The 12,693-nt window shown below is 67.9% G+C and carries 14 protein-coding genes; 8 read left to right on the top strand and 6 right to left on the bottom strand.

The annotated features are described in order from the left end of the window. Positions 1-9: 9 nt before the first annotated feature. Entirely contained in the window at positions 10-666 is a 657-nt protein-coding gene (locus QJS31_RS07565; RefSeq protein WP_306356301.1) for a DUF3043 domain-containing protein, read from the bottom strand. 326 nt (positions 667-992) lie between these two features. On the opposite strand from QJS31_RS07565, the gene erpA reads away from it, so the two are divergent. The 5 genes from erpA to QJS31_RS07540 all read left to right on the top strand — a co-directional run bounded on the left by erpA (position 993) and on the right by QJS31_RS07540 (position 5,921). Further along, the gene (gene erpA / locus QJS31_RS07560; RefSeq protein ID WP_029929660.1) at positions 993-1,343 is read left to right on the top strand and encodes an iron-sulfur cluster insertion protein ErpA; all 351 of its coding nucleotides are present in this window, start codon (positions 993-995) and stop codon (positions 1,341-1,343) included. A gap of 261 nt (positions 1,344-1,604) precedes the next feature. Further along, entirely contained in the window at positions 1,605-2,576 is a 972-nt protein-coding gene (locus QJS31_RS07555; RefSeq protein ID WP_282782572.1) for a carbohydrate kinase family protein, read from the top strand. 571 nt (positions 2,577-3,147) lie between these two features. Continuing rightward, entirely contained in the window at positions 3,148-4,002 is an 855-nt protein-coding gene (locus tag QJS31_RS07550) for a homoserine O-succinyltransferase (protein WP_306356300.1), read from the top strand. A gap of 72 nt (positions 4,003-4,074) precedes the next feature. Further along, positions 4,075-4,941 (top strand): alpha/beta fold hydrolase, encoded by an 867-nt coding sequence (locus tag QJS31_RS07545; RefSeq protein WP_282782576.1) that lies wholly within the window; start codon positions 4,075-4,077, stop codon positions 4,939-4,941. A gap of 266 nt (positions 4,942-5,207) precedes the next feature. Beyond that, entirely contained in the window at positions 5,208-5,921 is a 714-nt protein-coding gene (locus QJS31_RS07540; RefSeq protein WP_039814172.1) for an MBL fold metallo-hydrolase, read from the top strand. 45 nt (positions 5,922-5,966) lie between these two features. Here the strand turns inward: QJS31_RS07540 and QJS31_RS07535 are convergent, their stop codons facing one another. From QJS31_RS07535 to gcvT, 4 genes are all read right to left on the bottom strand, one after another. Further along, positions 5,967-6,137: a hypothetical protein gene (locus tag QJS31_RS07535; protein WP_282782580.1), complete on the bottom strand. Its 171-nt coding sequence runs from the start codon at positions 6,135-6,137 to the stop codon at positions 5,967-5,969. Positions 6,138-6,141: 4 nt separating this feature from the next. Beyond that, the gene (locus tag QJS31_RS07530; RefSeq protein WP_282782582.1) at positions 6,142-7,242 is read right to left on the bottom strand and encodes a branched-chain amino acid aminotransferase; all 1,101 of its coding nucleotides are present in this window, start codon (positions 7,240-7,242) and stop codon (positions 6,142-6,144) included. 10 nt (positions 7,243-7,252) lie between these two features. Beyond that, positions 7,253-7,840 (bottom strand): hypothetical protein, encoded by a 588-nt coding sequence (locus QJS31_RS07525; RefSeq protein ID WP_306356299.1) that lies wholly within the window; start codon positions 7,838-7,840, stop codon positions 7,253-7,255. Positions 7,841-8,077: 237 nt separating this feature from the next. Continuing rightward, on the bottom strand, positions 8,078-9,178 hold the full coding sequence (gene gcvT, locus QJS31_RS07520; RefSeq protein WP_306356298.1) for a glycine cleavage system aminomethyltransferase GcvT: 1,101 nt from the start codon (positions 9,176-9,178) through the stop codon (positions 8,078-8,080). Between the two features lie 148 nt (positions 9,179-9,326). On the opposite strand from gcvT, the gene QJS31_RS07515 reads away from it, so the two are divergent. From QJS31_RS07515 to QJS31_RS07505, 3 genes are read left to right on the top strand one after another with little or no spacing between them, the layout of a single operon-like run. Further along, on the top strand, positions 9,327-9,614 hold the full coding sequence (locus tag QJS31_RS07515; RefSeq protein WP_306356297.1) for a hypothetical protein: 288 nt from the start codon (positions 9,327-9,329) through the stop codon (positions 9,612-9,614). Next, the gene (locus tag QJS31_RS07510) at positions 9,611-11,254 is read left to right on the top strand and encodes a WXG100 family type VII secretion target (protein WP_306356296.1); all 1,644 of its coding nucleotides are present in this window, start codon (positions 9,611-9,613) and stop codon (positions 11,252-11,254) included. The genes QJS31_RS07515 and QJS31_RS07510 overlap by 4 nt, the downstream gene beginning before the upstream one ends. Further along, positions 11,251-11,913, top strand: coding sequence for a hypothetical protein (locus QJS31_RS07505; RefSeq protein WP_306356295.1), 663 nt, complete (start codon positions 11,251-11,253; stop codon positions 11,911-11,913). The genes QJS31_RS07510 and QJS31_RS07505 overlap by 4 nt, the downstream gene beginning before the upstream one ends. A 14-nt stretch (positions 11,914-11,927) precedes the next feature. On the opposite strand, the gene QJS31_RS07500 is transcribed toward QJS31_RS07505, so the two are convergent. Further along, a complete protein-coding gene (locus tag QJS31_RS07500) occupies positions 11,928-12,680 on the bottom strand; it encodes a nucleotidyltransferase domain-containing protein (RefSeq protein ID WP_306356294.1) in 753 nt (250 codons plus the stop codon). Positions 12,681-12,693: the final 13 nt, after the last annotated feature.

Raw genomic sequence — 12,693 nt, 5'->3', positions numbered from 1 at the left:
TCGATCCCCCTAGACGCTCGCGCCCGGCTGCACCCGCGGCTTGGGAGCGCGCATCTTGCGCAACTGCGAGGCGCGCACGAACGCGTACCAGCCCAGCGAGAAGCTGGAATCCTCGGCGTCCGGGAAGCGTTCCCGCACCCGCTTGTTCACGATCCGCCCCAGCACGAAGCCCTCGGCGATCATGAACACCATCATGACCAGCATGGCCAGCGTGACGTACGCCTGCAGTACCGGCGACAGGAACATGGTCAGAATCAGCACCAGCGCCAGCGGCATGAACAGTCCGAGCAGATTGCGCCGCGCGTCGACCACATCACGCACGTACCCCTTCACCGGGCCGCGGTCGCGCGGCAGCAGGAACTGCTCCTCACCCGCGAGCATGCGCGCGCGCCGGTCCGCATTCTCGGCGCGCCGCTGGGCGGCCGCGACCTTGCGCTGCTCCCTGTTGCCACGATTGGCCTTGCGCCGGGCGCGCGCCTCCTTGGCGGTCATGGGCGCGGGCGCCACGGGACCGCGCCGACGCCCTTCGGCGTCCCGCCGCTTGGGGGTGGGACGGCCCTTGCCGAGCGTGACGTTCGGCTCGGCAACCGTCGCCGAATCGCCGTTCGACGAAGCGGAGGTGGTGTCGTCGGTGGTGCTGGACTCGCCGCGGCGCAGGAACTTCACGCCGACCAGGCTATTCGATCCCACGTTCGTCCGGAAAACGTGGTCCGTTTCCGGTGTCGTCGACCACACGAAACCTAGCCCCGACCGGGCTGAAACGGCGGCGCCGGTAGCCGGATAGACGGACATCCCGCCCGGTCACGACCATGGTCGCGGCTTACCGCCCAGCTCGAGGGCTCGCGCCGCCCGCACCGCCGGATCTCCGGGTGGGTAGGGCGGATGAGTCGCCGGGTCCCGCGTAGGATGAGGAATAGCCGCCCGGGAAGCGGCGTTGACAGCCTTTGAGCCGTGCACAGTTCACGGTTGAACACGGTGCCCTAGGAGAGTTCATGACTGTGCAGAACGAGACCACCACCCACGGGGTGACGCTGACCGACGCCGCCGCCTCGAAGGCGAAGGCGCTGCTGGATCAGGAAGGTCGCGACGACCTCGCGCTGCGGATCGCCGTGCAGCCCGGTGGCTGCGCGGGCCTGCGCTACCAGCTCTTCTTCGACGACCGCAGCCTCGACGGCGACCTGACCGTCGAGTTCGGCGGCGTGAACCTGGTGGTCGACCGCATGAGCGCCCCCTACGTGCAGGGCGCGGCGATCGATTTCGTCGACACCATCGAGAAGCAGGGTTTCACCATCGACAACCCGAACGCCACCGGCTCCTGCGCCTGCGGCGACAGCTTCAACTGAGTCCCGCCGTCAGCGCGGAACCCCAGCCACGGGGTTCCGCGCTGACGCATGTCCAGCCGCGACCGAGCCCGTAGCTCCCGGCCCCGGATCGGCACGCCGATCCCCCGCTCGGGGGTGGAGTCGTCCGTCTCGGACAGTGTAGTTTTGGAGGGCGTCCGAGCATCGGCCGCCGATCCCACCGCCCCCGCGTCTGTCGTCCCGCATACAGGTGTGCCCTCGCCTGGCCTTGAACACAGCGCACGACACCGAAGGATTCCGCACGTGACCATCGCCGTGTCCGCCTCCATCGCGACCGATCACCTCATGCGATTCCCGGGCAAGTTCTCCGATGTGCTGCTGGCCGATCAGCTGCAACATGTTTCGCTGAGCTTCCTGGTCGACGATCTGGTCATTCGCCGCGGCGGTGTCGCGGGCAATATCGCCTACGCGATGGGTCTGCTGGGCCGCAATCCGCTGCTGGTCGGCGCGGTCGGCCCCGACTTCGCCGATTACCGGCAGTGGCTGGAATCCCATGGCGTGGACTGTTCGGCGGTGAAGGTGTCCACCGAGGCGCACACGGCGCGCTTCGTCTGCACCACCGATGAGGCCATGGCGCAGATCGCCTCCTTCTACCCGGGCGCGATGAGCGAGGCCCGCGAGATCTCCATCGGCGAACTGACCCGGACCCGCGCCATCGATCTGGTGCTGGTCGGCGCGAACGATCCCGATGCCATGCTGCTGCACACCGAGCAGGCCCGCACCGCCGGGATCCCGTTCGCCGCCGACCCCTCCCAGCAGCTGGCCCGCCTGGACGGCGAACAGGCGCTGCGCCTGATCGACGGCGCCGCATACCTTTTCACCAACGAGTACGAGTGGGGCCTGCTGCTGCAGAAGACCGGCCTGTCCGCCGCGGAGATCGGCGAGCGGGTCGGCATCCGGGTCACCACCCTGGGTGTGAAGGGCGCGCTGGTGGTCGACAAGGACGGCACCGAACTGCATGTCGATGTGGTGCCGGACAATTCGAAGGTCGACCCCACCGGCGTCGGTGACGGCTTCCGCGCGGGCTTCCTCACCGGCCACACGGCCGGTCTGAGCCTGGAGCGCTCCGCGCAGCTGGGATCCCTTATCGCCGTGCACATTCTGGAAACCGTGGGCACCCAGGAATGGACCTTGGACCACGATGTGGCCGTGAAGCGCCTGCGCGCGGCCTACGGCCCGGAGGCCGCGGCGGAAATCGAAACAATTCTTCGCTGACACCCGCCGGTTTCCTGCCGGACGCCTGAGCCCCGCACACTGATCGCGTGATCGGTGTGCGGGGCACCTGTCTGCGCGGACATTTCGCCTGTCCGATCACTGCTCTGTACTGATCTACGCGGTCGGCCGATCGCGCCCGTTCCGAAGGATTGAACAAGTGTTTGCGTCATCGGACGCACCGCGGTCGGGCGGTGCAGCCGTGCGAATCGGAATCGTGGATCTGATGTCGCTGCGGCCGGAGAGTATGACTCGCAGAGTCTTTGCCGCCGCAGTGGCCGCGGGCGCGGCGCGGCTGGGCTGGCGGACAACGGGTTTCGGTGCCGCGACCGGTGGCCCGTCGGCGAGCGTCGCGTCCGGACGATCGGCGACCGGATGCTCGTCGGACGGGTCCTCGGCGACCTGTCGCCCGGACGGCCGCCCCTCGGGAATCCGGTCCGAGGCGACTGGCCGAGTGGCTGCTGAACGCCCAGCAGCCGGTCCCTACGGCGCGGAGTCGTTCGCGACCGAGCCCTTACCGGCCCCCGAACCCTCCGCGACTGGGGCATCCTCAGAGGAGTCGACCGAATCCGAAGTGGCGGTCGCGTTTTTCGGCATCGACCCACTCCGCGCGAGCACCGACGTCGATTGGCCCGCACTGGCCGCCATGGACGCCCTCATCATCAGCGGCAGCGAACCCAAGGCCGCGGATATCGCCGCCGAGCCCAGCCTCGCGGTGGTCGACCGCATCCTGCGCGGCTGCTCGGGCGCTACCTCACTGCTGTTCTCCTGCCAATCCGCCCACGCCGCACTGCATCTGCTGCACGGACTGGAGCGTCACCGTCTGCCGTACCGCGCACACGGTGCGTTCGACCACTGGGTACACGGTGCCGCCCTGGACCGCATGGGCGGCGTGCAGCCGGGCGCGCATCCCGGCACCGCACTGGTCGAAGGTCTGGCGACGCCCGTGCGGGTGCCCCATTCCCGCTGGAACGCAATGACTTCCGCCGATCTCCGGGAGGCGGGCGTCGACATTCTGCTCGACTCCGAGGAAGCCGAATGGCACCTCGCCACCGGCCCCGACGGCCTGCGCCACGTCTTCCTCCAGGGCCACCCCGAATACCTCCCCGACACCATGGCCCGCGAACACCGCCGCGACCTGCGCCGCTGGCTGTCCGACCCGATGCGCCCCTTCCCCGCCATCCCGTCGCGCTATTTCCCGCACGACACCGAACAAACCCTCCTCGACCTCGCCGTCCGCCTCCGCACCACCTTCGACCCGACCCTGCTCGACGGCTTCCCGCTGCCGACCCACCACTCCGAGGTGATGGCCGACTGGACCGCCGACGCGGAAGTGTTCTTCGCCAACTGGATTCGAGCCGTCGCACAAGCCCGCTCGACCGCCGCAGCCCCGGCAGATCCCGCACCTCAGCCGATCCCCTCGATCTGACCCGCCAGCGCGCCGATGATTTCCGCGCCGCCGGTTCGTCTACACAGCACACCCCTGCGGAAGAAGCGAATCATGGCCGAGCCGAAAACACACACCCTCGAGGTTCCGGGCGCCATCCTCACCTACGACATCCGCGAGTCCGAGACCGGTGCCGGTCCCGTCCTGCTGATGATCGGATCCCCCATGGGCGCGGCCGGTTTCGGCACCCTGGCCGGATACTTCACCGATCGCACGGTGGTCACCTACGATCCGCGCGGCGTGGAGCGCAGCACCCGCACCGACGGCGCCCGCGAGTCCACCCCCGACCAGCACGCCGACGATCTGCATCGACTCATCACCGCCCTGGATCGCGGCCCGGTGGACCTGTTCGCCAGCAGCGGCGGCGCCGTGAACGCGCTCGCCCTGGTGGCGCAGCATCCCGAACAGGTGCGCACCCTGGTGGCGCACGAACCGCCCGCCGCGCAGGCGCTCCCGGACCGTGAGCACGCGCTGGCGGCCACCACCGATGTGTGCCGCACCTACACCGAACACGGTTTCGGCCCGGCCATGGCCAAATTCCTCATCCTGTCCAGCCATCGGGGCGAGGTGCCGGCCGATTTCGCCGAGTGGCCCACCCCCGACCCCGCCGAGTTGGGCATGCCGACCGAGGACGACGGCAGCCGCGACGACGTGATGTTCGCGCAGAACCTCGCCAGCCTGGCCTACTACGAGCACGACTTCGACGCCCTGCGCGCGGCCCCGACCCGCATCGTGCTGGTGGGCGGCATCGAATCCGAGGGCCAGCTCGCGCGCCGCGGCAGCGAGGCCGTAGCCCAGCGCCTCGGCACCGAGATGGTCGTCTTCCCGAGCGACCACGGCGGCTTCCTGGGCGGCGAATACGGCCAGACCGGCGAACCCGAAGCTTTCGCGGCCGCCCTCCGCGAGGCGCTCGAGGACTAGCGCACAGCAGATCCGGCCCTCCGGGCAACCGCACCGCAATCGAGTGCCGGCTTCCTCGGTCGGATCGCCGCGCGCCACCGAGCACATCCACCAGGCCGCGCATGGGCACAGCGCTATCCGTTGCGGGGCACCACCCTGCCTCGCGTCCGGAACCTGCTCCCGGCGGCGCGAGCCGTGTGCGCCGCTCCAACCTCATACGGTGGGCGTGGCCGCGGGCGCCGGGAGTCCCCGCCCGTCGATCCCGCCCGCCCCATAGGGTGTCCGGTATGGGATCCGACCGTGTGTACTTCCGCCAACTGCTCTCCGGCCGCGACTGGGCCGTGGGCGATCCGATCGCCACCCAGATGCGCAACTTCGCGTATCTCATCGGCGACCGCGACAGCGGCGAGTGCGTGGTGGTCGATCCGGCATACGCGGCGAACGAGCTGGTCGAGATCGCCGAGGGTGACGGCATGCGCCTGAGCGGCGTGCTGGCCACCCACCACCACCCCGACCATGTCGGCGGCACCATGCTCGGTTTCACCCTGCGCGGCGTGAAGGAACTCCTGGAGAACGTGGACGTGCCGGTGCACGTCAACAAGGAGGAGCTGCCCTGGGTCGCGCAGGTCACCGATATCGCGCCCAGTGAGCTGACCGGCCACGAGCACGGCGACAAGGTCGCGATCGGCGGCCTGGAGATCGAACTGCTGCACACTCCCGGCCACACCCCGGGCAGCCAGTGTTTCCTGTTCGACGACCGCCTCATCGCGGGCGACACGCTGTTCGTCGACGGCTGCGGCCGCACCGATTTCCCCGGCGGCGACTCCGACGCCATGTTCCACAGCCTCCGCTACCTGGCCGGCCTGAAGGGCGACCCGGTGGTGTATCCCGGCCACTGGTACTCCCAGGAGCCGAGCGCCGCCCTCTCCGCCGTGCGCGATAGCAATTACGTGATGCGCCCGCAGACGCTGGAGCAGTGGCACATGTTCATGCCCGGCTGATCGGCTTTCCACGAAACCTGCACCGCGCGGTCCTGACGTAGCCTTCTAGACCGTCGGCTGCGGCACCTGGAAGCTGAAAACCACCGCCCAGTTCCCCTTCCCCACCGGCTCCGCCGCCAACTCCAGCGGCTCCGCCAGCTCCTCCGACCAGGGCTGATGCGAGGGGAACCGGTGGCGGCTACTCGGCCGATACCGCCAGCATTTCCCCCTGATCACACGTTCAGGCGAGTTTGCGCATCCAGCCGTGGCGATCGGCGAAGGTGCCGCGCTGGATTCCGGTGAGGGTGTCGCGCAGGGCCATGGTGACCTCGCCGGGCTCACCGTCGCCGATGGTGAATTCGCCCTCGGCGGAGACGACCGATCCGACCGGGATGACCACGGCGGCGGTGCCGCAGCCGAAAACCTCGGTAATCTCCCCGGATTCGACCCCGCTGCGCCATTCGTCGACGGAGATCTTTCGCTCCTCCACCCGGTAGCCCGCGTCGGCGGCCAGGGTGATGAGGGAATCGCGGGTGATGCCCGGTAGCAGCGAACCGGACAGTTCCGGGGTGACCAGGCGGGCGTCGGAGCCGGTGCCGAAGACGAAGAACAGGTTGTTGGTGCCCATCTCCTCGACGTAGTTGCGCTCGCACGCGTCCAGCCACACCACCTGATCGCAGCCCTTGGCGGCGGCTTCCTGCTGGGCCAGCAGCGAGGCGGCGTAGTTGCCCGCCACCTTGGCCTCACCGGTGCCGCCGGGAGCGGCGCGCACGAATTCGGTCGACAGCCACACCCGCACCGGCTTCAGCCCACCCGCGAAGTACGCACCCGCGGGCGACCCGAGTAGCAGGTACTTGTACCCCGCCGCGGGCTTCACACCGAGGCCGACCTCGGTCGCGAACATGAACGGCCGCAGATACAGCGACTCCTCACCCCCCGCGGGCGGCACCCATTCGCCGTCCACCTCGAGCAGCTGCCGAATCGACTCGATGAACAGCTCCTCCGGCAGCTCGGCCATGGCCATCCGGCGTGCCGAACGCTGGAACCGCTGCGCGTTGGCGTCCACCCGGAAGGTCGCGATACTCCCATCGGACTGCCGGTACGCCTTCAGCCCCTCGAAGATGGCCTGCCCGTAGTGGAACACCATGGTGGAGGGGTCCATGGACAGCGGCGCGTACGGCTGCACCCGCCCGTTCACCCACTCCCCGTCGACATAGTCCAGCGACACCATGTGATCGGTGAAGTACCGCCCGAACCCGGGCGCCGCGAGAATCTCCTGTCGCCGCTCCACCGGGGTGGGAGCCGGATGCGAGGTGCGAGAGAAGTGCGCGGCAACAGTCATGACCGGGAGTTTAATTCGCCCGTCCGGAGCCGCCGGTGTCGCCTCGGAAAAACTCCCACATGGCCAGCTCCCCATCGTGCGCCCGCAGCTTGGCGACGGCCGCGTCGAGCGGGCGTTCCTGGGTGAGTTCGTAGAACAGGTACAGCGCCGCGAACAGGCTGGCGTGCCCGTACGGCGCGTCGGTCGGGGCGATATAGGCCGCGGCACCGCTGTCCAGGAACGCCCGCGCCAGCTTTTCGTCGCCGGTCTCGCAGCCGAGCGAGAGCACGGTGCTGCCCGCCAATCGGAGGTGTCCGCGCACCTCCTCCGGCCCGAGCCGATCGAACGGCTGCGCGGCGGCGATCTCACCCCCGAGTTCCGGCAGCAGAATCGCCCCGTCGATCCCGTGGCAGCACAGCACCACATAGGGCGCGACCGGGCGCTCACCCCCGAGCGCGGCCACCAGATGCCGGGCCTGCCCGATGGTCAGGTAGTTGACCTGAATCCCGCACTCCTCGAGCGCGATTCGCAATGGCTGCGCACACGAGTCCTCGATGACGACGAGATCCACCGTCGTCCACGCCAACCGCCCGTCACAGACCTCGTCCACTCGCGACATGACCATGAGTTTCGCGGCGAAGGGTGCGGCGCGACAACCAAATTATCACCGACGAGGCGCGCTCTCGACCGGCCTGTCGTCCCGGCGGACGGCGCCGTTTCTCGCGCGGTCGCCCCGGCGATGAGGCAGGCCGCCTTCGACTCGAGGGAGCCGACTACTCCCTCACCCTCACCAGACCCCGCGAGGTGGCGGCCGCGATCACCGACTTCGCCCGCCGCCCTCCGGTCCGGCGACCGTTCAGGCAGTCTTCGCCTGCACGAACGGCGGCCGCACCACCTCGCACCGCAGCCGACGCCCACGGACGTCGACCTCCACCTCGTCCCCCTCCGCGAGCCCCGCCGCGGTGTCGAGCAGTGCGAGCGCGATGCCGATCTTGAGCGTCGGCGAGAACGTGCCGGAGGTGGTCTCCCCCACCTGCTCGTCACCGCGCATGACGGCCTGCCCCTGCCGCGGCACACCCCGATCGAGTGCCTTCAGCCCCAACAGCATTCGCTTCGGCCCGGCCGCCTTCTCCTGTTCCAGCGCGGCCTTGCCCCAGAACTCCGGCTTCTTCCACCCGACCGCCCACCCGGCGCGGGCCTGCACCGGCGAGATCTCGAGGGACAGTTCGTGCCCGTGCAGCGGATACCCCATCTCGGTGCGCAACGTATCGCGCGCACCGAGCCCCGCCGGCTGCCCGCCGGCGGCCCGCACCTGCGCGACGAGCGCCCGGAACAGGGCCTCGGCATCCGCCCAGCGCGGCAGCAATTCGTACCCGTGCTCCCCGGTGTAGCCGGTGCGGCACACCCGAACCGGCCGCCCCTCCCACTCGGCGTCGGCGTACGCCATGTACTCCATCTCGGTCGGCAATCCGAGCTCCGTCAACACCTCCGCCGACTTCGGCCCCTGCACCGCGAACACCGCGTACTCCCGATGCTCGTCGGTAACCGTCACCCCGTCCGGCGCGGCCTTCGCCAACTCGGCCACCACCGCCGCCGTATTCGCCGCATTCGGCACCAGGAAGATCTCGTCATCCGACACGTAGTAGGCGATCAGATCATCGATCACCCCGCCCTCGGCCGTACAGCACAGCGTGTACTGCGCCTTCCCCGGCCGAATCCGCCCGAGATCATTGCTCAGCGCCGAGTTCACGAACGCCGCCGCACCTTCTCCCGTGACGGTCGCCTTCCCCAGATGACTCACATCGAAAAGCCCCACCGCGGTCCGCACCGCCGTGTGCTCCCCCACGGTCCCCGCATAAGAAACCGGCATCTCCCACCCCCCGAACGGTGCGAAGGTAGCGCCGAGCTCGACATGAACGGCGTGGATGGGTCCCTGCAGCAGCTTCTCGTCGGTCACGGGTAGGAGCTTATCGGCCACCCCCGCGAATCACGGCCCGGCGGGAACCGAAACCGCCTCACCAGCGTCGATAGTGATGACACTCGGCTATCGCCCCATGACACTGCGCTAGAGTCTGCCGAGGATTTGCTACCTGGGAGATACCGCCGTGTACGTCGACATCGAACTGCTGCACCGCCTGGAAAAGGCGTGGCTGGAGACGTCACGCGCTGTCAAGACAGTCCCCCGCGAAGGAATAGCCGACCTCGAAGCCGAACTGCCGCAGTCCCTCGCCGAGAAAGCCGTGGCCGACATGGGCACCGACGTATACGAGGCGTACCTGGAACTGGCGTACCACTTCGACGATCTGGCGAAGCTGACCCGAGGCGCGAACGACACCTACCAGGTGACCGACCGGTTCTGGGCCGAACAACTGGCGAGAATGGGCCGCCGATGACCTACACGGTGAGCGCGGTCCGCAGCTGGCGGCCGGAATCACTGACGGAACGGGCGACGATCCTCGCCACGGGTGCGGACCACATGATGCAGACGCTGGATGCGACGTGGCGGGAGGCCGATCAGATCGCCTCGGGCGGGTGGACCGGGGAGGCGGGTTCCGCGGCGTACGAGCGGATCCAGCGCGAGTACCGGATGGGCATGCGGATCGTGACCGCCGTCCGCGATGTAGTGGACGCCCTGCGCAGCGCGGCCGCCAGCCTGCGATCGGTGCGCGATCATGCGATCGGAACCGTGGACGCGGCCATCGCCGACGGTTTCACGGTGGGAGACGACTGGCAGGTCGGACCGACACCGCAGGACAAGAGCGAAGACCTGCGGGCAAACCACATCGCCTGGATCTCGGGCGCTCTCCGCCAGTTGACGGATGTCGACCGGTCCGTCGCGATGGCACTCGACGCGAAGATGGACGAAGTCAGAGCGCTCCGAGAGGACGCCGCGACGGGGCGCGAATACGTCCCGCCCGCCTCGACGGCCCAGATGTCGGCGGCGGAAGTCCAAGCGCTGATCGACGATCCACAGTTCCGCGAGTGGGTCGACCACCATCCCGATGCGGCCAAGGCGCTACTCGACGCGGCCGTCGATTCCGGAAAACTCGATCCGGCCACGAAGTTCTACAGCTCGTTCCTGCGAGGCTACTGGCAACGAGAAGCATTGGAGCAAGCCGGGATCGACCCTGCCGACTGGCGCCCCGAACTCGGCGCGGAGGCGAACAAGGACACCATCGTCAAGGTCTACGAGTACTACGGCCGCCTGTTCCTGGACCGGCCCGAACTCCAGTGGGCGGGAATGGCGAACATGATCGGACCGTCGTTCGCGGGCGGGTTCTTCGACCTGGACATGATGCAGGAACTGACCAGCCTCGAGGGGCGGTCACCGCTGCCGGTCTTGATCGGTGGTTTGCCGCCGATGCTGGGAACGGACAGCGGCCCCGGACTGCCCGCCGAAGAGATCCGGTTCTACGAGTCCACGTTGCTCGGCATGCAGAAGGAGATCTTCACCGACCAGGCCGCTATGCACGAGGCATATCTAACGGGCGGCACGGCCGAGATCGACCGCATGTCCCGGGCTGGTCTGCTCGATCCCAATGCCACCGGTGCATGGCATCAGATCCACGACGGGTATGTGCGGAACGACCAGAGCCTGATCGCTGAGGGCAACCACAAGCTGCTCTGGCGTGAGCAGTGGCAGATCATCGCCGACGACTACGATCGCATGCGTGAACGTCCGGCCACCGGTGAGCTCGTCACCTGGGGTATGACCGCTGTCGGCGCGCCGTCGATCCCGGGAGCGCAATCGTTCCCTGAAGTATTCCCCAAGTCCGTCGACGCGCCCGGCCCGTTACCGGGCACGATCGTCACACCACTTCCCGACGGCAACATCTCCTACCGTGATCAGCGGTGGGAGCTGATCACGCAGGACACGCTGCCCGCATATCAGCGTCTGCTGGCAGACGATCCGGCCCGCGCACGCCAGCTGATCGCCTCTGACTTCGAAACCCGCATGGACGAGCAGCGGCTCGCCAATCGGTGGGACGACATCATGAAACAGTTCGCGACACAGTGGGGATACGAGCGATGAATTCACCGTCACGCCGTGCCTTGGCGACCGCAGCACTGCTGCTCTCGACCGCCGCCTGCTCCACCCCGTCGAGCCAGGAGGAGCCCGTGCCCAGCACCACAGAGTTCTCACATCTGACCCCGGCCGGGATCGAACAAATCAAGCAGACCGGCCACGCCCGATTCGACCTCCGCAACCGCGAACTCACCAAAGCCGCAGCGGGTATGGAAGGCCAAACCATGGGCCCGATCATCGGCGGTCCCGATCAGCCCATGATCACACTCGAATTCCTCGGACCCGATAGGACCGAAACGGTGGAGACGAACACCATCGGTTTCGTCTCCACCGGTCCCGCCGAGGCACCGTACGACGAGATCGTCTTCTTCCGGCCACTCGACACAGCTCAGCAGGCGAACGATGAACTCCGCGAGGGTATAACTCGCTGGGGCTTCAACGCGGGAAAGGTTGATCTGTGGGAAGAGAACTCACGTGAAGAGTCTGACTATCAGCAGGTCGTGTCTTCGGGCATCGGCCCCAGCGGCTTGGTAGTGACGGTCGAGGCATATCTGAAGCATGGCAAACCGCTACTCCGCTATATGGTTCACCTTGAGCCGTATCTCTACACACCACAAGCCCTCGAGGACATTCGCAAGACGGGTGTCACCACATACACAGGCTGACCTCCAGCCGGAGACTACGTCTCGGCGAAGAGCTGTTCTGCCGAAGCGACCCCACGAGCCAGGGAACCCGAATCCGGACCTAGTTCCGCGATAATGTGATCGATGTCCCGCAGACCCGCATCGGTGAGCATCCGCTTCTCGTTGAGCACCCATTCGCCACGGGCGGCGAGTACGGCGTGCGCGGTGTACATCGCGGCCGTCGCCAGTGCGCCCGCGACCTCGGTCACCCGGCCGCGCGTCACGTAGGCGTTCTTGGCGTACATCATCGTGAGATTCGCTCGTTCTCGCCATTGCTTCGGTGCCGACTCCCGCAGTGCCGCAGGAAACTCCGGCCGGGGCAGGCTTCCGCGAAGGACTTCGTTCACCGCCAGTTCCGCCACGACGAGATAGCTCGGGATCCCCGCGAGGTGGAACATCAGCGGTTCCCAATGGAATCGCCCCGCCCGGGACTCCTCCAGTTCGCGTTCGACGACGTCGAGGTCGCGGTAGAGCACGTCGACGTGTCGGCCGTCGACGATCAGCCACGCACCGCCGTTGAAAACACCAGCACCCCATGCGCCGACATCGAATACCTCGCCTTCCCAGCCGATCGCCCGCAGATCGTCAGGATCGAACGCGCCGCGATAGTAGACGCCGAAGTCCCAGTCGCTGTCCGGCGAGTGCGTGCCCTGCGCACGCGATCCGCCGAGCGTCACCGCCCGCGCCTGGGGAAGTGCGGCAAGCCGCTCGGCCACGTACTCGCGAAATGCATCGTCGTCGTATTCCATGATCACCCCATCC

The sequence above is a fragment of the Nocardia sp. CC213A genome, from assembly GCF_030766805.1.
Classification (GTDB): domain Bacteria; phylum Actinomycetota; class Actinomycetes; order Mycobacteriales; family Mycobacteriaceae; genus Nocardia; species Nocardia otitidiscaviarum.
Note: the sequence above shows the minus strand (reverse complement) of the source record. Positions and strands in the feature narration are given on the sequence as shown.